The organism is Algoriphagus sp. oki45 (assembly GCF_036245605.1).
Taxonomy (GTDB): Bacteria; Bacteroidota; Bacteroidia; order Cytophagales; family Cyclobacteriaceae; genus Algoriphagus.
On the sequence record NZ_BTPC01000001.1, the window covers coordinates 152,949 to 174,907 of the forward strand.

Here is a 21,959-nt window from a genome sequence, read left to right on the forward strand (position 1 = left end):
TTGAAAATGACACTAGAAAAGCTCAAGCAAGCCTTACCCGAATTAACTGACCCAAAATTGCTTCAGGCCATTTTGGACAAAGGTCAAGTCATGCACTTGCCATCCGGAAAAACACTCATGGAACCAGGCCAATTTATAAAGGCTGTTCCTTTGGTGATTGACGGTTCCATCAAAATCATGCGAATGGATGAAGACGGGAAAGAGTTGTTTTTGTATTACCTGGAGGAGGGGGAGACCTGCGCACTTTCTCTCACCTGCTGCTCGGCAGCCAAGCCCAGTGAAATCAAAGCTGTAGTGGAGGAAGATGTCACTATAATTTTTATCCCAGTTCAGATTCACGAGCAATGGGTCGATGAATTCAAGCAGTGGAAAGATTTTGTGTCCAGTACCTATCAGCAGCGATTCCGGGAAATGCTTATTGCTCTCGATGCAGTCGCATTTAAGCGGATGGACGAGCGACTGATGCGCTATATCGTAACCAAAATGAAGCAGCTCAAAGCCAATGAACTGCACACCACCCATCAGGAAATAGCCAATGAACTGGGGACTTCCCGGGAGGTGATTTCACGTCTGCTCAAGCAACTGGAGAAGAAAAAATGGATCGAACTGGGAAGAAATGTGATCTATATCCGGGATGATTTTGAGGAATTGATCAGCAAATGATCAATTCATGATCAAAAGCGGAATATGTGTATGGTAAGCCATGGCTACCGACTCGCTTTTTTCTAGAATTTGCTTCCACAAATTCTTATGCTCATGACACATAACGAGGATGGTGTTTTCATGCTCATCCAGGTATTCCTCCAAACCTGCAGAAGCAGATTCTGCATAATACGTGTGGATTCTTACCGGTAGCTCTGGGTATTTTTTTTCTAAATATTTTTCCAGTCCCAGCACAGAAAGCTGGTCTCGGAATTCCTGCTGAGTCTGGACATGTAAAAATTCCAATCCCAATTGCCAACGCTGGGACATATTCACGATCCAATCGATAAACTTCTCCTCATGATTGGCAAATTCTAGTGCCAACGTGACTTTTTTGATACTAGCGATATTGGCCTTTTCTGGAATGATTAATACCGGACAAGTAGCCTCTCGAATCAAATTAACAGCTGTAGATCCAATCAGGACTTTATTGATCCCGCTTGCTCCCTTTGTACCCATCACGATGAGGGTGGCATTTTCTTCCTCTGCCAGTCTGGCTACAGTAATCGCCGGACTTCCTTCCAGCAATTTGTAGCTCATGTTGATTTGGGACCCAGAGTAATTATTGATCAGAGCCTTAAGCTGCTTTTCTCCATCGCTATACATGGACTCCAGTGCTATTGCGGCTTGGGAGGCGAAATCATAGACCATCTCAATGACATGGATGAGGATGACTTGCCCATGCTTTTTATTGGCCATGGTCAGTGCCATCTCAAGTGCTTTTATTGAATTGGGAGAAAAGTCAATTGGGACAATGATCTTCATGATAGCCTGATTTTATTCGTTAATTTAAGGTTTATCGATTGTTTATTTCTTTCCGGAAAGGGATAATAATGGAAATTTAACAGTGAATTTTTTCAAAACACTAATTCCAAATGAGGAAAAATGAGACTGTTCTCATTAGGAATCCTTCTTTTTTGGCAGAAAGAATATTTTTTAGAAAGGATGGGATAAAGTCTCCAAAACCAAGAGATTCTTACCTTTGGTATAACTCACTTGGGAATCGGATTATTTAAAGGGAATGGTTGGGTGAAGGATTATTCCGGAATTAGTCGGGCTTTCGGATGCGCATACCCAAATGACGGAATTGAAAACTGACATGTAACATTTGTCACCACATTCAGGTCTTTAGGCTCTTTACTTTTGTCATCAGAAATCAAAAGAAGAAAAGATTATGGATTTTATTGTCCTCATTGGATTTGCAGCCGCAATATTGATTGGAGTGAGTTTGGGACTTATCGGTGGAGGTGGTTCCATACTTACCGTTCCGGTATTGGTTTATATTCTTGGAGTTGATCCAGTCTTAGCCACCGCCTACTCTCTTTTTGTAGTAGGTTCTACCTCATTGGTGGGTGCCGGCACTTATATGAAAAAGGGCTTGGTTAATTACAAAACAGCAATAGTCTTTGCTATCCCTTCCTTTATCGCAGTATTCCTGACACGTAAATTCCTTGTTCCGGCTTTGCCAGACCCTCTTTTTACATTGGGCGGTGCAGAGATTACCAAAAACATTGGGATTATGGTGTTTTTTGCCATCATCATGTTGGCTGCATCCTTTTCCATGATTCGAAACAAGAAGTGCGTGGATTGTGATGAAGATGTAGAAATCAAATTCAACTTCCCAATGATTGCCCTTGAAGGTTCTGTGGTGGGTCTTGTCACAGGGATTGTTGGCGCTGGTGGTGGATTTTTGATCATTCCAGCTTTGGTTATTCTGGCCCGATTGCCTATGAAGATGGCCGTGGGAACATCCTTGCTGATCATTGCAGCCAAATCCCTGATTGGGTTTTTGGGGGACGTGTCTACCCAAACCATTGATTGGAACATGTTGTTGATCTTTACCGGACTGTCCATTGTGGGGATATTTATCGGTAGCGCAATTTCCAAGAAAATCAATGAAAAAGCTTTGAAAAAGGGATTTGGATGGTTTGTCCTCGTCATGGGTGTCTATATCATTGCAAAAGAATTAATGAGTTTGTAAGACTATGCTAAACGAGTATTTCAAAGTCTTTTTGGACGGATACTATGGCTATTGGAATTATCTCAAATCCGAAGTGCTGTATCCATCTTGGCACAATTACTTTTATTGGCTGATTGGATTATCGCTTCTGGTTTGGGTATTGGAATTGGTTTTTCCCTGGAGGAAAAACCAGCCTGCCTTCCGTAAGGATTTCTGGCTGGATGCTTTTTACATGTTTTTTAATTTTTTCCTATTCTCCTTAGTCGTCTACAATTCCCTTTCCAATGTGGCTGTGGAGGCTTTCAATGATTTTCTGGGCCTTTTTGGTGTCAGTAATCTGGTAGCGATTCAGGTAGCATCTTGGCCCGGTTGGGCTCAATTTCTCCTCATGTTTGTGGTAGCGGATTTTATCCAATGGAATGTGCACAGATGGCTGCACAGAAGTCCTTGGCTTTGGGAGTTTCACAAGGTCCACCACTCAGTTGAGCAAATGGGTTTTGCCGCTCACCTTCGATATCATTGGATGGAGACGATCGTCTATAAATCTGTCCAATACATTCCCCTGGCAATGATTGGGTTTGGACTGGATGATTTCTTTATACTGCACATATTCACCATTGCCATCGGTCATCTCAACCATGCCAATATCAAAATCACCTACGGCCCATTAAAATATGTCCTAAATAACCCAGTCATGCATCTATGGCATCATGCGAAGCACTTGCCTGAAGGAAGCCATGGGGTGAATTATGGGATTTCATTAAGCCTTTGGGATTACCTCTTTGGTACTGCTTATATCCCAAATGAGAACGAGAACGAGCCTTTGGGTTTTGAGCATGTGGAGGAATTTCCCAAGACCTTTTGGCAGCAAATCACCTATCCGTGGAACAAAAAGAACTAAACCGAAAAGTCTTCTACAACAGTTGGAGCTTTGTCATCATCCTCTGCATTGCTTTGGGTTTGGCCCCAATTACTCAAGAGCCCCATATCTTGGGCAAGATCCAATGGGTAGCAGGAGGAGCTGTGGGAATGAAGCTCATCGATTGGGGAGACTTGTTGATGCATGGGTTTCCATGGGTATTATTGATTCGACTTTCTTTCTTGGACATAAAAAAGAAATTCTTTTCAGCCAAAGCCTGATTTTTTTTCAAGTGACTTTTATTACTGATAGTCAGCCGATAGGTGGATTAACTTTGAAGAAAAAATAAAACAACCATGTTTGACTTCTTCAAAACCACACCAAAGAATTACGAAGATATCCCCGCAGGTCCATTTCATGACCTCATGCTACAGCCTGACACAATTATTCTGGATGTACGTACTGCAGGAGAATTTGCAGGAGGCAAAATCCGGGGTGCGAGAAATCTCGACATCATGTCCAGAGATTTTGTGAATCAGATCAAAAACCTTCCCAAAGACAAAACCTACCTCGTGTATTGCCGAAGTGGAAACCGAAGTGGGCAGGCTTGCGGAATAATGGCTGATATGGGCTTCAAAAACTTGAAAAATCTGGCAGGAGGCATCATGAGATGGCCTTTTGAGACAGTATAAAATAAATAGGTTGATAGTTTTGGGTTAATGAAAAAGACTGGGTCCAATGGGATTCGGTTTTTTTATCTTTTCGAAATTTTATTCAGGGCAATACTCTTTTGCATCCTTGATTTAAAAGTATCCATGTCTTCGGGAGCTTTTTTGGCATGCTTGGTAGCTCTGCCCTGCACTCTTGCTCTCCACATTTTGAAAGAGCTTCTTTTCATCGTATTTCGCATTAGAGCAATGGTTTCTGCCTCACTGATCCCAAACTGAGCCTGAATCGCGTCGAATGGTGTACGGTCTTCCCAGGCCATTTCCACGATTCTATCCACCTCTTCCTCAGATAAATCTTTCAATTTCTTCATGAATCTCAAACTTTGCCCAGTCCTGAAAGTTTTCTGGTTGTGCAGAAAATTTCCCTGGTTTGGCTGAAAAGAGACCTACGACTGAGCGATCACGCCCCGTTGGCAGAAGCGATTGACTCAGGCTTTCCTATATTGATCATCTATTGTTTTGAGCCAAGCCTGATTCAAGCTCCCCAAAGTGATGTCCGGCATTGGAGATTTGTCTGGGAAAGTCTTCAGGATCTTCAAATCCGACTCCGGGCCTATTCAACTCAAGTAGCCATATTTTATAGGGAAGCGGAAGAAGTTTTTTCATTTCTCGCTGAAAAGTTTGCCATTCAGGCTGTGTATTCCCATCAGGAGACAGGGATTGATTTGACCTTCAAACGGGATTTGAGCTTGGCCGATTTTTTCCGAAGGAAAGGAATCAAATGGAAGGAATCTCTTCAGCAAGGGGTGGAAAGGGGGAGGAAAAACCGACATCGATGGAATAATCTCTGGTTTGGATTCATGAGCTCAGCCCTTGCTCAACCCAAGTGGGATAAAGCTTCTTGGGTTGAATTATCAAAAGAGATTTGGGATGAGTTTTCGCAAAACCCTATTCCTGAAGAATGGAAAGTCCCCAATCCTCAAATGCAGCCGGGAGGAGAGTCCAAGGGAAGGAAATACCTTCAGAGTTTTCTTTCCGATCGGGTCAAAGATTACAGCAGACATATCAGCAAGCCGGAACTCAGCCGTAAATCCTGCAGTAGATTGTCACCTTATTTAGCCTGGGGATGCCTGTCCCTGCGAGAGGTCTACCAGCTTTCTCAGATTCAGGCTAAAACAGGTAAACAAACCCGTAATTGGACCAATTTCCAGTCCCGACTCAAATGGCATTGTCACTTTATCCAAAAATTTGAAATGGAGTCCCGAATGGAGTTTGAGCCCATCAACAGGGGATTCCTTCAATTGCCTTTGGAGAAAAATGAGAATTGGATCAAAGCCTGGGAGGAGGGGAGAACGGGAGTGCCTCTGGTAGATGCCTGTATGCGATGCCTAAGGGAGACCGGATACCTTAATTTCCGAATGCGGGCCATGGTCGTTTCGTTTTTGACTCACCATTTGGGACAAAGTTGGAAATCCGGTTCGGATCATCTGGCGAGGATGTTTTTGGACTTTGAGCCAGGTATTCATTATCCCCAATTACAGATGCAATCCGGTGTCACAGGTATTAATACAGTCAGGATATACAATCCAGTCAAGCAGTCTCTGGATCATGATCCGGAAGGGGTATTTATCCGAAAGTGGGTTCCCGAACTCCGGGAGCTCCCCAATTCCCTAATCCATACCCCTTGGGTTGTCACTCCCGTGGAGCAGAGTGATTTAGGCTTTGAGCTTGGCAAGGACTACCCTCTGCCCTTGGTGAATTTGGAAAAAGCGGCAGCAAGAGCAAGGGATGTGATTTGGGGAGCCCAAAAACTCCCTGAAGTGCTCATGGAGGCTGAAAGGATTTTGGCCAGACATACCCTGTCCAAGCGTTGGGCTTAGCTCAAAAAGAGATTCACCAGATCAAAATCATCGAAAATCTATGAAAAAAGAACATTTGCCCACCAAAATGTGCCCTGTCTGCTCCCGCCCTTTTACCTGGAGAAAGAAATGGGAAAAAAACTGGGAAGAGGTCAAGTACTGCTCCAAGCGATGTTCAGGAGAGGCCAAATCCATGAGAAAAGCCTAGCGATAGGCACCTACATAAAAAAGCAACCATATAAACAAAGGCAGGAAATAAGCCAACAGCACCACCAAAGTACTTTCAGAAAGGCTTCTTCTGCTGATCATGTGATAGCCGAATACCCAAAAGATTCCATAGAGAATCTCGAATACATTCAGTACAGAAAGCGCATAGTGGTACTTTTCCTCAATATTTTCCGGCCCAACCAGCCAAAGGGCTGAAAGCGGTTCAAAATTCTGGATTTCCTGATAGGTGATATTGCCCGAGGGATTAATATAGGTAAGGATTCTAAGGAGTTCTGGAAAAATAAAAATCACTTCTGCGACCAATGCAAACTTCCAAAGTGCTTTAAAGTCCGCCTTGTATCCGATCATTAGTCCAATAGACCAAAACAGAAACGCAATGACGGTGAACTTCCATAGTAAGGCAAAAGGGGTCCATAGATAATTCAGGGAATTGAAGAGGTGAAAAAACATCAAATCGCCTTTTCTCTCTAAATCCTCGTACCCTGGGATAGCCTCCAATACCAAAACATTGGTCAGATACCGGATTAAAAGAAAAATGAAGAGCAGAAGGAAAAAAAAGACACGTTTATCGAAATCAATCAGTTCGCTTAAACGTTGTGCCAAAGGAGAAGCGTGTTTTGCCATGGGAAATGCTAAATCCTCCTAAATCTAATTGATTGTGGCCAATTCGCTTTAGTTTTGTGGAGAATACCTGTGTAGGATGAACAAAAGAATAACTGGATATATCTTTTTCTTAGTGTTGCTTCTTGGGTCTCTTGGACTTCATGCCCAGCCTCAGCAGCCTGTAGATTTACCGTCAAATTCAGAATATCTGCTTTTGGACAAAGGCTTGCAGTACCGGATTACCAAGGCGATCAACAGCATGTACAATTTTGACTTTCCCACAGCAGAGCGGGATTTTTTAGTCATTATGTACCAATACCCCGAACACCCGCTTCCGGATTTCCTGATGGCTTTGGGTTATTGGTGGAGAATCGAAGTGGATGTGACCAATACTAGGTATGACAATGTCTTTGTGCAATACCTCGAGCGTGCAAATGATAAGGCAGAAAGAATGTTTGATGCCAATCCCAATAACAAAGAAGCCGCTTTCTTTTTGGCAGCCGGATATGGGTTTTTGGGAAGGCTATATAGTGAGCGAAAAAGCTGGACTAAGGCAACATTTGCCGGGAAAAATGCCTTAAAGTACATGGAATTAAGCAGGGGAGAGGAAGAATTCAATCCCGAATTGCTGTTGGGAGATGCCTTGTTCAACTATTTCTCCGTTTGGATTCCTGAAAATTATCCCTTACTCCGTCCTGTGATGGCGCTTTTTCCCAAAGGAAATAAGGAACTGGGGATCCAACAGCTCGAAACTGTTGCGAGCAATGCCTTCTACACTCGAGTAGAGGCACAGTATTTTCTTTTTCGGCTTTATGCTTCCATGGAAAATCGGCCCTATGATGCCTTGAGAATTTCAGAATATCTTCACCAGAAGTTTCCAAATAATCCCTATTTCCACAGATCTTATGCGCGACACCTTTATTCTGTGGGAAGATGGTCTGAATCAGTCCGGGAATCCTATGAAATTTTGGATCGAATAGATCAAAAGCAAACCGGCTATGAAGCAAATAGTGGAAGGTATGCGTCCTTTTATGTAGCTGAGTACAATTTCAGGACAGGAAATAAAAACGTAGCAAAGCAGTACTACCAAAAAACAGTGGCTTACGGAGAAGAGTCGGAATCTCAGGAAAGCGGATATTACCTGCACGCCTTAATTCAATTGGGGAAAATAGAATCCCAAGCAGGCAATAAGGCTAAGGCGAAAGCGTATTTTAATCAGGTGAAAAAATACGCCAAGCGAAAACACCCTGCGCACAAAGAGGCTCGAGATTTTATAAAAAAGAATAAACTTTAATTTCGGCCTTCCCGTTAGTACCACTCTAAGGCAAGAGATAATTTGAAATTTTCGCGTGTACCTTGCTGTTTGTAAGGAATTCATTGCCAAATACTCAGGAATACTTCTAAAAAATTTTGAATCCGTTCATCAAAAAGCGAATAATCGATTTAAAATTTTAATCAATTATATTAAATTTGCGCCACAGAAAATTTTGTAAAGACGTAGAAACATGGACAATAGTGTAAGAATCAAATTTGATAAAATCGACCGTAGAATACTTGAGATTCTTCAGGCCAATGCCAAGATTACCAATGCCCAATTGTCCAAGGACATCGGACTCTCTCCTGCACCTACTTTGGAGCGAGTAAAAAAGCTGGAGCAATCTGGAATTATCAAAAGCTACCATGCAAAGCTGGATCCTGAAAAAATCGGATTAGGGGTGAGTACTTTCGTTTTGGTCAGTCTGATCGGACACAACAAAGGAAATATTGATGCCTTCATGAAAGAAATTAATGACATTCAGGAGGTAATTGAGTGCCATCATATTACCGGTACAGGCGATTTCATTCTTAAAATCATCGCCAAGGATATTACCGCTTATCAAAAATTAATGCTGGAGAAAGTTTCCGAAATCAAGGAAGTGGATTCCATGCAGTCTATGGTAATTCTCTCTACCTTTAAGGATTCAAAAGTTTTGCCTATTCCTGCCTAATCAGCAAACTAATTATAGAAAGGGTGGCAAATTGCTACCCTTTTTTTTTGAATAAATATGGAATCAAACCCCTGGAAAACCCTCAAAGAGGAAAAGATTTATGAAAACCCTTGGATCCGGGTAGAGAATCATCTGGTACTCAATCCTGCCGGTAAAGAAGGGATTTATGGAAAAGTCCATTTTAAAAACCGAGCCTTGGCAATAGTACCCATCGATAAAGATCATACTACTTGGCTTGTAGGCCAATATCGGTATACTTTGGAGGAGTATTCATGGGAAATTCCTATGGGCGGAGGCAAAATCGATCAGGATTATTTGGAGTCTGCCAAAAGAGAACTGAAAGAGGAGACGGGAATTTCCGCCTCGAAATGGACCGAAATCATGAAAATACATACGTCCAATTCCGTCACGGACGAAGTGGGATATATTTATTTGGCAGAGGACTTGAGTTTTGGAGATACGGAATTTGACGAGACGGAGGTATTGAAGATCTTCAAGTTGCCTTTTCAGGAAGCCTTGGATTGGGTGATGACCGGAAAAATCACAGACTCGATCAGTGTAGCAGGAATTCTAAAAGCTGCCCGTATTTTAGGTTATTAGTAAGCCATGACGATTAGAGATCATTTTAAGACGACTTTTATTCTGGCCTACCCGGTGATGCTGAGTCAGTTGGGGCAGGTGGCTGTAGGCGTCGCAGACAGTATGATGGTGGGGCAGTTGGGCCCTGTCCCTCTGGCTGCTTCTGCTTTAGCCAACAGTATCTTTTTTGTGATTATGATGTTTGGAATCGGTGTGTCTATGGGCATCACTCCCTTGGTCTCCATTGCTGATGGCAAAAGTAAGTTGAAGCGAATATCCAGGCTATTTAGTCATGGGCTTTGGATCAATGTCACTGCAGGAATTCTTTTGATTGGGGTCATTTTGGGCTTGTCCCAAGGGCTTTCCTACCTGGAGCAGCCAGAAGAAGTGGTGGTTTTGGCATTGCCATACCTGTTTATCATCACCGCCTCCTTGCTGCCCATGATGGTCTTCCAGACTTTCAAGCAGCTGGCAGAGGGACTTTCCCAGACCAAACAGGCGATGTATATCACCATCTTTTGTAACCTGGTCAATGTCTTTTTGAATTGGGTTTTCATTTGGGGGAAGTTCGGAATGCCGGCTATGGGATTGAATGGTGCGGGCTTGGCTACCTTGATTTCCAGAGTATTGATGATGCTGATGATGGGGGCCTATATTCTTTCCTCATCCAGATATAAAAAATATCATTTCAAGCTTCGCAATCCAAGTCCCAGCTTTTTGATGATTACCCGTATTTTGAAAATCGGTATTCCCACCGGCTTCCAGTTTATCTTCGAAGTATCAGCATTTGGTACCGCAGCCATTATGATGGGTTGGATTGGAGTCAATGCACTTGCCGGTCATCAAATTGCGCTCAATTTGGCTTCCATCAGCTACATGATGGCTACAGGGCTTTCTACAGCCGGAATGATCCGGGTAAGTAATCAGATTGGAAAAGGCAATCTGAAGGCCATGAGAGAGGCTGGGATGGTAGTCTTCGGGCTGGTGATGGCTTTTATGTTTCTCTGTGCGGTGATATTTGTGGTTTTTAGGGACTTTCTACCTGAGCTTTATATCGATGATCCTGAAGTAATTGCATTATCTTCTTCCCTATTAATCATCGCTGGTCTATTCCAGTTGAGCGATGGGGTTCAGGTGGTTGGTTTAGGCGTATTGAGGGGATTGGAGGATGTAAAAGTTCCTACTTTGGTCACTTTGATGGCTTATTGGGTATTGGGTCTTCCTTTGGGCTATGTTTTGGCTTTTGAATTTGGATTTGCTGAAAAGGGCATTTGGTACGGATTGCTAATTGGTCTGAGTATCACCGCGGTGCTTCTATTCTTCAGGTTCAATTCCCTGAGCAAGAAAAAAATCCTTTCTTCAAATCCTTATTTTTCTTCAGCCCAACTGGCGGAATAAATGCTTTCCATTTCAGTCCAAACATTTATCTTGGAGCTGAAAAACCGCCATTCTTATGAGATTAATGATTATTTCGATCCTGTGGATCGCTTTTGTTTTTTCTTCTTTAGCCCAAGAACCGGCTGTCCTTACGCAAAGGGAACAGTCTCGGGTTATTGATCAATGGCTGGAAGACCGAATCGGGAATCTCCTTCCAAGCCTGATGACAGAAACCGGCATTGATATGTGGATCGTGATGTCCCGGGAGTACAATGAAGACCCCGTCATCCGCACTTTGCTTCCCTCTACTTGGCATGCTGCGCGAAGAAGAACCATCTTGGTGATGTATCAGCCTTCTCCAAATGCGCCTATAGAATCATTTGCTATAGCCCGATACGATGTGGGCAAATCCTTCAAAAAAGCCTGGGACCCGGAAGCCCAGCCTGATCAATGGAATGCTTTGATGGAGATTATTCAGGCAAAAAATCCCAAGAAAATAGGGTTAAACTATGCCAAAGACTACGGCCATGCTGATGGACTTACTCATTTCGATTATGAGGAGTTTATGAAGCGACTCCCTGATTCATTTCAGGACAAAGTAGTCTCTGCCCAGACTTTGGCTGTGCGCTGGTTGGAGACTAGAACAGCCTCAGAAATGGCAGCCTATAAGCATATTCAAGAATTGGCCCATTATATCATCGCAGAGGGGCTTTCTGATCAGGTGATCACTCCGGGGGTCACTACCACAGATGATGTGGTGTGGTTTTACCGCGAAAAAATCAAAGAGATGAAACTGGACACCTGGTTTCACCCTACCGTGGATATTCAGCGACCTGATCCCAATTCCAACGAGGCCAATCGCTCTTTTGCCGTAAGACCTGATGTGGCAGTCATCATGCCCGGAGACCTGCTCCATATTGATTTTGGGATTTCCTATCTGAGGCTCAATACCGACACCCAGCAGCTGGCCTACGTCTTGAAAGCGGGCGAAACCGAGGTGCCTGCCTATTTGCAGGATGCTTTGAAAGTCGGCAATCGACTTCAGGATATTCTCACCTCCAACTATGTGGAGGGTAGAACAGGAAATGAGATTCTTCGGGCCTCACGTAAGCAGATGGAGGTAGAGGGGATTCGGGGAAGCATTTACACCCATCCGCTTGGGTTTTATGGCCATTCTGCCGGACCGACTATCGGTATGTGGGACAATCAGGGGGATACACCGGGTGCGGGTGATTTTCCGCTTCATGCCAATACTGGATATGCCATCGAACTCAATGCCGTAGTTTTTGTCAAAGAATGGAACAAAGACGTACGGATCATGCTGGAAGAAGGGGCGTTTTTTGACGGAGAAAAGGTGACCTACTACAATGGTCGCCAAAAGTCCATTTTGGCCATTCCAAGGGTAAGCAATTACTTGGGCTATTGATGGGGTTGGCTGAGTTTTCGGTCCCTTTTGGTGAAAATCAAAATCAAAAAGGATAAAAAGGCAAATCCAGCTGCTGTCAGGAAAACCAGTTTGAAATTGGAGGAAGAATTGGAATAGAGCCACCCGGAGACGAGTGCGCCTACGCCAATTCCGCTTTCCAAAAAGATATACATGGTAGCCAAGGCCCTGCCCCGGAATTTGTCCAGAGACAAGTCCACCACCCAAGCAGTAGTAGTAGGGCTATACATTCCTACAGCAGCACCAAATAGAACCCCTGAGGCGAGCAAAACAGTCTTGCTTTCTGCTAAAGCAATGGCTGCCATCGCTGCAACCATGCAAATGCTGGCAACTCTCATCACTACCACCCGACCGTACCTGTCTGAGGTTCGGCCTGCAATAAGACGGATACCCAAGCTGGAAAGGGTGAAGACAGCGAAAAACAGCCCTTTATTCTGTATACCCAAATGAGTGGAAAAATCCGGAATGATGGTCAGGACCACTCCAAATGAAAAAACGGATAAAAACAGAACCACTGAGGGAAGAAGTACTCTTTTTTCAATAATTTCTTCTCGATTCAGTTTAAATAGTCTGGGAGTAAGTTTTTCTCGCTCCACCAAGGTCTCCTTGAGCTTGATCAGAATCAAAATGGAAAAGATAGCCGTGAAAGCAGAGCAGTAGAAAATCCAATCTATACTCCAAAACCCGGCTAACCAGCCTCCCACAGCCGGTCCTGCCGCCATGCCCAAGGAACCAAAAAGAGATTGGATTCCCATGGCTTCCCCTCTTTTCTGAAAAGGGACAATGTCGGCAACATAGGCAGATGCCCCTGTAGGGGTAAATCCCGCCGAGAATCCATGGGCAAATCGGAGAAAAAGAAATCCGGAGACAAAGGTAAGCAGGGGATACATCAGGCCCACCACGAAGCAGACGGAAGCTCCAAACATCATCACCGGAATTCGGCCGACTTTATCTGCCAGTTTTCCGCTGAATGGTCTGGAAAGTCCAGCTGAGAGGGTAAAAAGTGCAATAATCAATCCTTTGTAATCTTCTCCTCCCAAAGAGCTCAGATAGGCTGGGAGTTCGGGAATGATCATGTTGAAAGAAGAAAAAAACAAAAAGTTGCTGAGGCAGAGCAGAAAAAAATCAAGGGTGAAAAAGGAGGGTTTGATGGCCATATATCGAAAATTCGAAAAAAGGCTGGAAAATCTCCGGCCTTTGTTATTTACTCTTTATTGGCTTCTTCTTCGCTTTGGGCGAGTAGGAAGGCTTTCATAAACTCATTTAAGCCACCATCCAAGACGCTTTGTGCATCTGAGGTTTCATGTCCTGTTCTGTTGTCCTTGACCAGTTTGTAAGGGTGGAGGACATAGTTTCGGATTTGAGAACCGAAGTCCACTCGGAGTTTGGAAGATTCGATTTTGGCGATTTCCGCGTTTCGCTTTTCCAATTCCATCTGGTAGAGGCGGGATTTTAGCATCTGCATTGCTTTTTCCCGGTTGGCAAGCTGAGAGCGCTCCACTTGGCAGACTACCACGATACCTGTTGGCTTGTGCGTCAGCTGAACCTTGGTTTCCACCTTGTTCACGTTCTGTCCACCTGCGCCACCAGATCGAGAGGTGTGCAATTCCACATCAGCAGGGTTGATTTCGATCTCTATCGAATCATCCACTTCCGGATAGGCATATACCGAAGCGAAAGAAGTATGTCTTCTTCCTCCTGAGTCAAAAGGAGAGATTCGAACCAATCGGTGTACTCCAGTTTCGGATTTCAGGAAGCCATAGGCCAAAGGACCTTCAAATTCCAGTGTGGCAGATTTTATTCCTGCAACTTCACCGGGCTGCACATCCACCTCGCGGACTTTGTATCCGTTTTTCTCCCCCCACATGATGTACATTCGCATCAGGATAGAGGCCCAGTCGTTACTTTCTGTTCCTCCCGCTCCCGGATTGATTTCCAATACCGCATTGAGTTGGTCTTCTTCGGCAGAGAGCATTTTTTTGAGTTCAAGCTCTTCTACTGCAGCCTTGGCTTTGATGTATTCGGCTTTGATTTCTTCCTCGCTTACTTCCTCCATGCTGTAGAAGTCATACAATACTTCCAGGTCTTGGATGGTCTTGTCAAGGTTTTCGAAATCGCTGGTCCAGGTCTTTCGGGCCTGGATTTGTTTCATGGTTTTTTCTGCCTCTTCGGGGTTATTCCAGAAGTCAGGCTGGGCCGAAACGGCCTCTAGATCTTGGATTTCTAATTTCTTCCGATCGTAGTCAAAGATACCTCCTCAAAGCCGAAGTGCGGGCTTTCAAGTCTTTCAGTTGTTCTGAAGTCATCTGTCTAAGTTAAAATTTCGGTTGCAAAAGTCTGAAAAAAATCGGGCATATACCAGCAAAGCCGGATTAATCCATTCGCATAATGATGATTTGAATCCGGTTGTCTCCCTGGTTTTTAAAAGTCTTATAGCGAAGGGGAACCAAAGCCAAACCTGTACCTACCAAGACAGCCGAGAGAGTAGCTACTCCGGAGTCAATCTCAAACTCCTCATCTTGGTAAATGCTATTTATAGTCTCAACGGAAAACAAAAGAACTCCAGAACCTAAAAACAAGGCTGTCAGGTTTCTTAAAGTTCTGTTTCTTTTATCCTTTTGCCTGATTTCAATAGCTTCTATATCGTTTGGACTGATGATGTTTTCTGTGAGGAAAATGAAATCATTATCCAGTCTTTCGATTTTGTCAGTAATGAAATAGCCCAGCTTTTTGCTTTTGTAGGTAATCATTTCTCCGGGATAAAACCGGATTTGGCTCTTTTGGTTGCTTCCTCTTTTGAGCAAAATGAAATCCTTCGAAGGGGTCTGTGAAAAACCCAAAGTGGAGAAGGAAAATAAAAAGAGGAAGAAAAGCCGTGCTAGCATAGGGTTGAAAAAAAGGAGGGCTGAGTCCAGAAGTGAGAATCCTTTTCTCTACAAAATGAACTCAGCCCTTTTTGTTTAGATTTTGATAATCCAGCCGTGTGGATCGGTGATTTCTCCGTATTTGATCCCGTCCAATTCTCTCAGGATTCGATTGGAGAAGGCTTCATTGCTCTTTTCTGGCAGGGTGTAGGTCTTTCCGTTCACTTGGATCTTGGCAATATGGGCAATGGTAGCAGCAGTTCCTACGCCAAAAGCCTCTTCTAAAGTCCCGTTTTCCAAGGCTTCCTGAAGCTCGCTTACGTTCAAAAAGCGCTCTTCCAGAGGTTCTGACCAGTCCTTTGCCAATTGGATCACAGAGTCTCTTGTGATTCCTTTGAGAATTGTGCCTGTATTGGTGGGAGCGGTGATTAGTTTGCCATTGATTTTAAACATCACATTCATGGTGCCACTCTCCTCGATTTTGCTGTGGGATTTTCCGTCAGTCCAAAGCAGCTGATCGAAGCCTTCTTTTTGGGCTTGAAGGGCAGGATAAAGGGAGGCCGCATAATTTCCGGCTGTTTTTGCAGCACCGGTTCCTCCTTCTGTGGCTCGGGTCCAGTAGGTTTCTACCTTCACATTGACCGGCTTGCTGTAGTAAGCCCCAACAGGACAAGTGAAAATGATGAATTTATATGTGTCGGAAGGTTTGACTCCGATGTAATTATCCATGGCAAACATGAATGGACGGATATATAAACTGGATCCTTTTGCAGAGGGAACCCAGTTTTTATCCAGCTCGATCAGTTGAGCTAAACCTTCCATAAAGATTTCCTCAGGCAAAGCCGGCATGCACATTCTGGCTGCGGATTCATTCAATCGTCTGGCATTGGCATCCGCTCTGAAAACCAAAACTTCACCTTTTTCATTTCGGTAAGCTTTCAAACCTTCAAAAATGGACTGTCCATAATGAAGGGCAGCATTGGCAGGGCTCAATTCCAAGGGTGCATAAGGTTCGATACGAAGGTCGGTCCATTCTCCGTCTTTGTAATCTGCCACGAACATGTGGTCTGAAATCACACGACCAAAGGCCAAATTTGAAAAATCGATTTCCGCCAATCGGGACTTCTCGATTTGGGTTACCGGAATAGCTAAGGAAGTTTTCATACTCAAGTTTTTTTTGGGTTTGGAAAACCCGGGTCAATTTATTTTGAAAAACTGGCTAAATGAATTAGGATCTGGGTTTCCAGGTTACTTCATCCACCTCCAGTTCGGCTGCCATTTTTCGGCCTAATACGAATAGAAAGTCGGAAAGTCGGTTGAGATATTGAATCACCAATGGATTGACCTGCTCATACGAAGCGAGTTCTACTACGATTCGTTCTGTCCTTCGGCATACTGTTCTTGCCAAATGGCAGAAAGAGACAGCCTGATGACCTCCGGGAAGGATAAATGCAGTCAAAGGCGGGAGTTCAAGATCCATTCGATCCATTTCCAGCTCCAGTTCTTCGATGTCTTCCACATGCAGATCAGGCTTTTTTACTTTATCCTTTCCTGGAACCGTGGCCAAATCTGCACCGATAGTAAAAAGTCTGTCCTGAATCTCTTTGAGAAAATCAGCTCTCTTGTCATTGATTTCCTGATCCCTGAGAAGGCCCAGGTAAGAATTCAACTCATCCACAGTCCCGTAGGCATCTATTCTGAGATCTGATTTTGGGACTCTCAAGCCACCCAATAGAGAGGTAATGCCTTCGTCACCGGTTTTGGTATAGATTTTCATTTCAGCCGCTTTTCTAACTCAGGCAAAAATAGCATTCTAATTCGATTTCTCAGGGAATATCAGGCATGAACGGCCATTCCTCGAGTAGGATTGGGGTTTATTTTGTCTGACTCTACCAATCCATCTCTGAGTCGGACTATTCTATGGGCATAGTGTGCGATATCATCTTCGTGGGTAACCATGATGATTGTATTCCCCTTGGAATGCAACTCATGAAAAAGCTCCATGATGTCGTAGGAGGTTTTGGAGTCCAGGTTACCGGTAGGTTCATCGGCAAGGATGATACTGGGATTGTTTACCAAGGCTCGGGCGATGGCTACTCTTTGTCTTTGACCACCGGAGAGTTCGTTGGGTCGGTGTTTGGTTCTATCTCCCAGACCCACATTTTCCAAAGCCTTGAAGGCCATCTCTTCCCTTTCGGCTCTGCTATATCCGGCATAGACCAACGGCAAGGCTACATTTTCAAGACAAGTAGCTCTGGGGAGAAGGTTAAAAGTCTGGAATACGAATCCGATTTCTTTGTTTCGGATATCAGCGAGTTCATTTTCGCTCATGTCACTCACATCTTTTCCTGCCAAAATATAGGTGCCTGAAGTAGGGGAATCGAGGCAGCCGATGATATTCATTAGGGTTGATTTTCCCGAGCCGGATGGACCCATGAAGGCAACATATTCACCACGCTCAACACTGATACTTACCGATTTGAGGGCTTGAATGATTTCTGCGCCCATTTTGTAGGTTTTGTTGATTTCGTGGGTTTCAATGACTCTGCTCATAATGCCAGTGTTAGTTTAGGTTAGTGGTTTAAGTTTTCTTTTTGCAATACCGATTGCTCAAATTACGTGAAAATCGGCTAATAGTTAGCCATTTGAAGTTTTTCTATTTCATCCCAAGTCATCCAACTGCTCATCTCCTGAATTGCTGCAGCAGCATAGTGATCCAAACCGAGTCTTTTTGCAGCCTGTATTTTCCTCATCCATAATAAAGGGTCACGATTAAATTCACTGCTTGCCTGCAGAATTTCATATTGGTTGAGCGGGTCAGGAATCCGGTCAGCAGCACTTAAAATCAAAGGGGTGAAATAAGGATTGGAAGCGAGGTCTTCGCCTGCATCAAGAAATTTCATCAGGGAACTTAATGTTTCTGAATTAGCCCAATCCGGATTGGCCAAGAAGGGCTGAAGAGACTCGGCATTTTCTGAATTTTGCTGTAAATAGACGCCCAAGTCTTGAATTTGAGCTCTTTTCAGTCCATGTGATTTTTGAGCGAGAAGGCGAAGAGCCAAGTCTTTTTTCAAGGAAGGATTGGAGATGGATATCCAATTTTCCCAAGCTTTTTCCGGAAGCCACTCATTAAAGCTGGGAAGTGTGGATTCATATTCAGCAGCCAGGATTTCTTCTTGAATTCCAAATTGACGGCTAATTGAATCAGCGAAGGCCTCCTGTCTTCCATACTTTAGAATTTTCAGATGGTGAGGAGCAAAAGCCCGAAATCCTTTCTCTTCGGCCACGATCAAATCTTTTGCCGCCTTGACAAAATCCAGGTTTTGGGCCTGAATCATGGCTGTAAGTTGCAGATAATAAGCAGCATCCCCCGGATTTCTGAACGCCAATCCATTCAGGTTTTTGACCGCCTCCATGATTCTGTCAGCCGCAAGGCTTCGAAGAACAGCGGTCTCCTGAACGTCAAAGAAATAATCCAAAAACTCTTCTTTTTTGGTGAGTGAGTCCAATAGCGCCAAATCCTGGATTGGATCGGCAGTGGTCTTTTGAGTCACTAAATTCCTCCAACCGGCATGAATTAGCAGGGGAGAGGTCTCTTTTTCCAGGTTTTGTCGAATTGATTTGATATAATCTTCTTCCGGAGTTTTTCCACTTTTGCGGATGGCAGCGAGGGTATTGATTTGTGTGATCAAATCCGCTTTGGATTCAGAAAGATTGACTTCCTGATTCAATTTGGTCTGTAGCGCTATTCTGTTGGATTCCGTAACTGGGTTTTCAGAAGGATTGATTTCCAATATTTGTTTGGCTTTTTCGGGCTGCTGAGTGAGGGTGAGGTAGAGCGCCAGATTATTTACCAAATAGGGGTTATCTGGAAATTTTTTGAGTCCGTTTTCCAGATAGAAAATGACCTCAAAGGGTTTGTTTTCCCAATTGAGTCTTTCGCAAAGCAATAAAATGTTGTCCACCTGAGGAGCTTCGGAAAAGCTTTGCTCCAGATGCTCCTTAGCCAAGCTGGGCTGATTCAGATCAAACAAAAGCTGAGCCGTCAGAAATTTGGCTTTTGGGTTTTTTCGGTAGGTATCCCAACTGTTTTCGTAGAGGATACTGGCTTCCAGTTTCTGTTCGGTCTGGTAGTAGTAGTCTCCCAAAATATTGCTGGTCAGAGAATTGAATTGAGCAGCCACCACACCTTCCATATAGACCATGATGACAAGAATCGCTATCAATCCACCTATCCTTAGATGGTAGTAGGGGAGGGAAAATGGCTTAAACAGAATCCGCTGCACTGCTTTACCTGAATTCATCACGCCCAGGAAGTTGGTCATCAAATAGACCATGAAAAACAGGGTAAATCCTGCCTGAGTATAGGTCAAAATATGCTTTAAAAGCTCTTCGGCCGGTTGATTTCCTGCAAATCTGACTTTCCAGATCAGCAGTAAAATAAGTCCAAACCCCAGAAAATAGAGGGTTTTTAGAATCGCCGGCCGAGCTGCCAAATCTTCGCCCTGCTGTAGCTTTTCCCGGGTTGAAAACCATCCTAGGATCCCGATCGGAAACACAATCCAAAGCGGAGAAAAAGGATGAAAAGGCAGCGTGACTGTTCCTCTCAAATCCGCAAGCTGTCCTACCAAAATACCAAAATAGACGAAAGCCAAGATGGATATCTGAACCGATATTTTGGTGTTCAAATTCGTGTTAATTCGAGCAAGCAAGACGTAAAGACCGGAAATCACTGCATGTCCCTGCCAAAAAAGCCAAGCAATGGCAAAAATCAGGGCAGGGACTAAGGAATGCTCCGCCAAATACAGCGCAGGATCAGAAATTGGACTTAAGTAGATAAGTATCCCGATCGATGCGCCGAAGCTAAGGCCGATGACCAAGCTGCGAACCAAGAAAGAAATTCGATCCAACCATACATGAAAGATCAGGGTAGGGACCAAGGAACCAATTATCATCACAATCAAGGAACTGTTGGAACTGGGTGCACCGATATTCAGTCCATTGACATTGGTCAACGTAAGAAGAACAATCCAACCCAATCCTGCCCCTAAAAAGGGGAGTTTTTTGAAATAGCTGAATCCTGCCAAAGCCAAAACCGAAACCAAAAACACCAAAAGGCTGAAGGCTTTGCTTTCAGCTATCCCAAAAGAATTTGGTAAAGCTTTAAACTCTTGAAAAACAAGGTAATTATCCAAGGAGATCGGAAGTTTTAAATCACCAAAATATTGGGTGTGAAATGGGACTTCTACCGAATCCAGGAATCCAGCAGGTAGAATCTCCCGATAAAACCCCTCCTCATTGGCCAAACCCCAAACGGCAAAAAGCCCTGCTGCCACAAGAAGCAGAAGGGCTGGGATTCTGATGAAAGATTTCTTTTTGTTTGATTGCTTACTCATTGGATTCCAATACCTTGGGTACGCGGAAGTATTCGGAGTCCCTTTTTGGGGCGTTTTTCAGTGCTTCTTTGTGGCTGAGGTGATTCCCTACTTTATCTTCCCGCATGACATTGACTTCAGAAGACATGGTAGTCAGAGGTTCTACTCCCTCGGTGTCCACTTCGTTAAGTTGCTCCACCCAATCGAGAATCTGGGACATATCTTTTGACATTTTATCAGCCGAACTTTCGTCGAATTCCAATCTTGCCAAATGGGCTATTTTTTTGATGGTTTCCTTGTCTATTTTCACGCTTCGCTGGTTTTCAGTGACTTTTTTGGAGGATTATCCTGATGGAGTTGTTCTTGGATGATTTGGAAGCATTGCTCGGAAAGTTCATATTCTGAGCTGAAATTATTAGAGTCTAGTGCCTCGTGCAGCACCATTTTTGCAGGTTTCCAATGAAGCAGGAATTTTCCGTCCTCAGGCAAAATTAGATGATTATAAGATAAGGTGACAGGGATTATGGGGATTTGTTTCTCGACGGCCAATCGAAAAGCTCCGTATTTGAAGGGAACCATATGAGGAGGATTTTGGGTATAAATACCTCCTTCGGGAAACAAAACGATACCACTTCCTTTATCAATAGCTTCTCCGGCTCTGCGCATGGTTTCCGCCCTGCTTTTGACCCGACTTCTGTCTACGGCAATGTGAAGTTTTTTGAAATAGTAACCGAAAAGCGGGGCTTTGCGAATAGATGCTTTTCCTACAAAAAGCACATCTCCCGGTATAAATCCCATCATGGCCACATCCAGATAGCTGAAATGATTTGCCAGGAAAATATAAGGTTGATTCTTTTGAATGGTTCCCTTAATCTCAAGCCGGACAGGCAAGAAGATCAGGGAGAAGTAAACTTTTGCCCAATATCGGTTGATTTTTCGCCCGAACTTTTGCCATCCCGGAACCCAAATGCAGATCAGGAAAAATGGAAAGATCAGCAGAAAACTTATTACAAATAGTACTGCCGCATAGATGGAATAAATTCTGCTTAAAAATTTACTCATGGTTGATCATATGATTAGCCACTTTGATGAAGTACCCCATCATCAATTCCTTGACATTTTGTTCGGGTTCGATTTTATCCAGGGCAGTAAACATGGCATTCAGCCAATGATCACGCATTTTGGCATCTATTTGCCAGTTGAAATGCCTCATTCTCAATCTCGGATGACCTCTCTCTTCCGAATAGGTTTGAGGTCCTCCAAACACCTGAAGCAGAAAGAGAAAGAGTCTCCGTTCGGCGGGGGCCAAGTCTTTTTCCGGATAAAGTCTCCTGAGTTCCTGATTTTCAGCCACCTCCTGATAAAAGTACGCGGTGAGTTCTTTGATTTTCTCTTCACCTATCAGTTGGTAGACAGACTGGAATGGATTCATGTCACAAACTTATCAAAATCC

Annotated in this window: 25 protein-coding genes; 12 read left to right on the forward strand and 13 right to left on the reverse strand. The window is 43.9% G+C overall.

Annotation, left to right across the window (positions count from 1 at the left end):
• Positions 1-6 precede the first annotated feature (6 nt).
• Positions 7-663, forward strand: coding sequence for a Crp/Fnr family transcriptional regulator (locus AAA942_RS00615; RefSeq protein ID WP_338218285.1), 657 nt, complete (start codon positions 7-9; stop codon positions 661-663).
• Here AAA942_RS00615 and AAA942_RS00620 read toward each other — a convergent pair whose 3' ends face one another.
• Positions 664-1,467 carry a universal stress protein gene (locus AAA942_RS00620; RefSeq protein WP_338218286.1) on the reverse strand — a complete coding sequence of 268 codons (804 nt, stop codon included), beginning with the start codon at positions 1,465-1,467 and terminating at the stop codon, positions 664-666.
• Positions 1,468-1,876: 409 nt separating this feature from the next.
• Here AAA942_RS00620 and AAA942_RS00625 point away from each other — a divergent pair, with 409 nt between their 5' ends.
• The 4 genes from AAA942_RS00625 (at position 1,877) to AAA942_RS00640 (ending at position 4,213) form a co-directional block, all read left to right on the forward strand.
• Entirely contained in the window at positions 1,877-2,683 is an 807-nt protein-coding gene (locus tag AAA942_RS00625) for a sulfite exporter TauE/SafE family protein (protein ID WP_338218287.1), read from the forward strand.
• A gap of 4 nt (positions 2,684-2,687) precedes the next feature.
• Positions 2,688-3,563 carry a sterol desaturase family protein gene (locus AAA942_RS00630; protein WP_338218288.1) on the forward strand — a complete coding sequence of 292 codons (876 nt, stop codon included), beginning with the start codon at positions 2,688-2,690 and terminating at the stop codon, positions 3,561-3,563.
• A complete protein-coding gene (locus tag AAA942_RS00635; protein WP_338218289.1) occupies positions 3,545-3,802 on the forward strand; it encodes a hypothetical protein in 258 nt (85 codons plus the stop codon). Before AAA942_RS00630 ends, AAA942_RS00635 begins: the two co-directional genes overlap by 19 nt.
• Positions 3,803-3,877: 75 nt before the next feature.
• A complete protein-coding gene (locus AAA942_RS00640; protein WP_338218290.1) occupies positions 3,878-4,213 on the forward strand; it encodes a rhodanese-like domain-containing protein in 336 nt (111 codons plus the stop codon).
• Positions 4,214-4,275: 62 nt separating this feature from the next.
• Here the strand turns inward: AAA942_RS00640 and AAA942_RS00645 are convergent, their stop codons facing one another.
• The gene (locus AAA942_RS00645) at positions 4,276-4,560 is read right to left on the reverse strand and encodes a TIGR03643 family protein (RefSeq protein WP_338218291.1); all 285 of its coding nucleotides are present in this window, start codon (positions 4,558-4,560) and stop codon (positions 4,276-4,278) included.
• 39 nt (positions 4,561-4,599) lie between these two features.
• Between AAA942_RS00645 and AAA942_RS00650 the strand changes: the two genes are divergently transcribed.
• The gene (locus tag AAA942_RS00650) at positions 4,600-6,069 is read left to right on the forward strand and encodes a cryptochrome/deoxyribodipyrimidine photo-lyase family protein (protein ID WP_338218292.1); all 1,470 of its coding nucleotides are present in this window, start codon (positions 4,600-4,602) and stop codon (positions 6,067-6,069) included.
• Between the two features lie 40 nt (positions 6,070-6,109).
• A complete protein-coding gene (locus AAA942_RS00655; RefSeq protein WP_338218293.1) occupies positions 6,110-6,256 on the forward strand; it encodes a DUF2256 domain-containing protein in 147 nt (48 codons plus the stop codon).
• On the opposite strand, the gene AAA942_RS00660 is transcribed toward AAA942_RS00655, so the two are convergent.
• Positions 6,253-6,900, reverse strand: coding sequence for a sulfate ABC transporter permease (locus tag AAA942_RS00660; protein ID WP_338218294.1), 648 nt, complete (start codon positions 6,898-6,900; stop codon positions 6,253-6,255). The two genes, AAA942_RS00655 and AAA942_RS00660, sit on opposite strands and share 4 nt — an antisense overlap.
• Positions 6,901-6,976: 76 nt before the next feature.
• On the opposite strand from AAA942_RS00660, the gene AAA942_RS00665 reads away from it, so the two are divergent.
• From AAA942_RS00665 to AAA942_RS00685, 5 genes are all read left to right on the forward strand, one after another.
• Entirely contained in the window at positions 6,977-8,173 is a 1,197-nt protein-coding gene (locus AAA942_RS00665; RefSeq protein ID WP_338218295.1) for a tetratricopeptide repeat protein, read from the forward strand.
• Between the two features lie 211 nt (positions 8,174-8,384).
• Positions 8,385-8,867 carry an Lrp/AsnC family transcriptional regulator gene (locus tag AAA942_RS00670; protein ID WP_026952335.1) on the forward strand — a complete coding sequence of 161 codons (483 nt, stop codon included), beginning with the start codon at positions 8,385-8,387 and terminating at the stop codon, positions 8,865-8,867.
• 57 nt (positions 8,868-8,924) lie between these two features.
• Positions 8,925-9,467 carry an NUDIX hydrolase gene (locus tag AAA942_RS00675; RefSeq protein ID WP_338218296.1) on the forward strand — a complete coding sequence of 181 codons (543 nt, stop codon included), beginning with the start codon at positions 8,925-8,927 and terminating at the stop codon, positions 9,465-9,467.
• Between the two features lie 6 nt (positions 9,468-9,473).
• Entirely contained in the window at positions 9,474-10,844 is a 1,371-nt protein-coding gene (locus AAA942_RS00680; protein ID WP_338218297.1) for an MATE family efflux transporter, read from the forward strand.
• A 55-nt stretch (positions 10,845-10,899) separates the two neighbouring features.
• A complete protein-coding gene (locus AAA942_RS00685) occupies positions 10,900-12,249 on the forward strand; it encodes a M24 family metallopeptidase (RefSeq protein ID WP_445083315.1) in 1,350 nt (449 codons plus the stop codon).
• Here AAA942_RS00685 and AAA942_RS00690 read toward each other — a convergent pair.
• The 10 genes from AAA942_RS00690 to AAA942_RS00735 form a co-directional block, all read right to left on the reverse strand.
• Entirely contained in the window at positions 12,243-13,424 is a 1,182-nt protein-coding gene (locus AAA942_RS00690) for an MFS transporter (protein WP_338218298.1), read from the reverse strand. The genes AAA942_RS00685 and AAA942_RS00690 overlap by 7 nt on opposite strands.
• Positions 13,425-13,471: 47 nt before the next feature.
• Positions 13,472-14,573, reverse strand: a protein-coding gene (gene prfB / locus AAA942_RS00695) for a peptide chain release factor 2 (RefSeq protein WP_338218299.1) whose coding sequence is annotated in 2 segments (ribosomal slippage) — positions 13,472-14,512 and positions 14,514-14,573 — 1,101 coding nt in all. Because the reading frame shifts where the segments join, the coding sequence is not laid out codon by codon here.
• Between the two features lie 66 nt (positions 14,574-14,639).
• Positions 14,640-15,152 (reverse strand): hypothetical protein, encoded by a 513-nt coding sequence (locus AAA942_RS00700; RefSeq protein ID WP_338218300.1) that lies wholly within the window; start codon positions 15,150-15,152, stop codon positions 14,640-14,642.
• A 75-nt stretch (positions 15,153-15,227) separates the two neighbouring features.
• On the reverse strand, positions 15,228-16,295 hold the full coding sequence (locus AAA942_RS00705) for a branched-chain amino acid aminotransferase (protein ID WP_338218301.1): 1,068 nt from the start codon (positions 16,293-16,295) through the stop codon (positions 15,228-15,230).
• 64 nt (positions 16,296-16,359) lie between these two features.
• Positions 16,360-16,908 (reverse strand): cob(I)yrinic acid a,c-diamide adenosyltransferase, encoded by a 549-nt coding sequence (locus tag AAA942_RS00710; RefSeq protein ID WP_338218302.1) that lies wholly within the window; start codon positions 16,906-16,908, stop codon positions 16,360-16,362.
• A gap of 59 nt (positions 16,909-16,967) precedes the next feature.
• A complete protein-coding gene (locus AAA942_RS00715) occupies positions 16,968-17,684 on the reverse strand; it encodes an ABC transporter ATP-binding protein (RefSeq protein ID WP_338218303.1) in 717 nt (238 codons plus the stop codon).
• 77 nt (positions 17,685-17,761) lie between these two features.
• On the reverse strand, positions 17,762-20,527 hold the full coding sequence (locus AAA942_RS00720; protein WP_338218304.1) for a tetratricopeptide repeat protein: 2,766 nt from the start codon (positions 20,525-20,527) through the stop codon (positions 17,762-17,764).
• The gene (gene gatC, locus AAA942_RS00725; protein ID WP_338218305.1) at positions 20,520-20,816 is read right to left on the reverse strand and encodes an Asp-tRNA(Asn)/Glu-tRNA(Gln) amidotransferase subunit GatC; all 297 of its coding nucleotides are present in this window, start codon (positions 20,814-20,816) and stop codon (positions 20,520-20,522) included. Before gatC ends, AAA942_RS00720 begins: the two co-directional genes overlap by 8 nt.
• Positions 20,813-21,568, reverse strand: coding sequence for a lysophospholipid acyltransferase family protein (locus AAA942_RS00730; RefSeq protein WP_338218306.1), 756 nt, complete (start codon positions 21,566-21,568; stop codon positions 20,813-20,815). Before AAA942_RS00730 ends, gatC begins: the two co-directional genes overlap by 4 nt.
• Complete coding sequence (locus tag AAA942_RS00735; protein WP_338218307.1) at positions 21,561-21,938, reverse strand: globin domain-containing protein; 378 nt, start codon at positions 21,936-21,938, stop codon at positions 21,561-21,563. The genes AAA942_RS00730 and AAA942_RS00735 overlap by 8 nt, the downstream gene beginning before the upstream one ends.
• Positions 21,939-21,959: the final 21 nt, after the last annotated feature.

Excerpts from the sequence above, each read along its gene's own strand:
- AAA942_RS00625 (WP_338218287.1), top strand. The coding sequence starts at position 1,877 with ATGGATTTTATTGTCCTCATTGGATTTGCAGCCGCAATATTGATTGGA.
- AAA942_RS00710 (WP_338218302.1), bottom strand. The coding sequence starts at position 16,908 with ATGAAAATCTATACCAAAACCGGTGACGAAGGCATTACCTCTCTATTG.
- AAA942_RS00660 (WP_338218294.1), bottom strand. The coding sequence starts at position 6,900 with ATGGCAAAACACGCTTCTCCTTTGGCACAACGTTTAAGCGAACTGATT.
- AAA942_RS00665 (WP_338218295.1), top strand. The coding sequence starts at position 6,977 with ATGAACAAAAGAATAACTGGATATATCTTTTTCTTAGTGTTGCTTCTT.
- AAA942_RS00675 (WP_338218296.1), top strand. The coding sequence starts at position 8,925 with ATGGAATCAAACCCCTGGAAAACCCTCAAAGAGGAAAAGATTTATGAA.
- AAA942_RS00720 (WP_338218304.1), bottom strand. The coding sequence starts at position 20,527 with ATGAGTAAGCAATCAAACAAAAAGAAATCTTTCATCAGAATCCCAGCC.
- AAA942_RS00620 (WP_338218286.1), bottom strand. The coding sequence starts at position 1,467 with ATGAAGATCATTGTCCCAATTGACTTTTCTCCCAATTCAATAAAAGCA.
- AAA942_RS00705 (WP_338218301.1), bottom strand. The coding sequence starts at position 16,295 with ATGAAAACTTCCTTAGCTATTCCGGTAACCCAAATCGAGAAGTCCCGA.
- AAA942_RS00645 (WP_338218291.1), bottom strand. The coding sequence starts at position 4,560 with ATGAAGAAATTGAAAGATTTATCTGAGGAAGAGGTGGATAGAATCGTG.
- AAA942_RS00735 (WP_338218307.1), bottom strand. The coding sequence starts at position 21,938 with ATGAATCCATTCCAGTCTGTCTACCAACTGATAGGTGAAGAGAAAATC.
- AAA942_RS00670 (WP_026952335.1), top strand. The coding sequence starts at position 8,385 with ATGGACAATAGTGTAAGAATCAAATTTGATAAAATCGACCGTAGAATA.
- AAA942_RS00700 (WP_338218300.1), bottom strand. The coding sequence starts at position 15,152 with ATGCTAGCACGGCTTTTCTTCCTCTTTTTATTTTCCTTCTCCACTTTG.
- AAA942_RS00730 (WP_338218306.1), bottom strand. The coding sequence starts at position 21,568 with ATGAGTAAATTTTTAAGCAGAATTTATTCCATCTATGCGGCAGTACTA.
- AAA942_RS00685 (WP_445083315.1), top strand. The coding sequence starts at position 10,900 with ATGAGATTAATGATTATTTCGATCCTGTGGATCGCTTTTGTTTTTTCT.
- AAA942_RS00640 (WP_338218290.1), top strand. The coding sequence starts at position 3,878 with ATGTTTGACTTCTTCAAAACCACACCAAAGAATTACGAAGATATCCCC.
- AAA942_RS00655 (WP_338218293.1), top strand. The coding sequence starts at position 6,110 with ATGAAAAAAGAACATTTGCCCACCAAAATGTGCCCTGTCTGCTCCCGC.
- AAA942_RS00615 (WP_338218285.1), top strand. The coding sequence starts at position 7 with ATGACACTAGAAAAGCTCAAGCAAGCCTTACCCGAATTAACTGACCCA.
- AAA942_RS00680 (WP_338218297.1), top strand. The coding sequence starts at position 9,474 with ATGACGATTAGAGATCATTTTAAGACGACTTTTATTCTGGCCTACCCG.
- AAA942_RS00715 (WP_338218303.1), bottom strand. The coding sequence starts at position 17,684 with ATGAGCAGAGTCATTGAAACCCACGAAATCAACAAAACCTACAAAATG.
- AAA942_RS00690 (WP_338218298.1), bottom strand. The coding sequence starts at position 13,424 with ATGGCCATCAAACCCTCCTTTTTCACCCTTGATTTTTTTCTGCTCTGC.
- AAA942_RS00630 (WP_338218288.1), top strand. The coding sequence starts at position 2,688 with ATGCTAAACGAGTATTTCAAAGTCTTTTTGGACGGATACTATGGCTAT.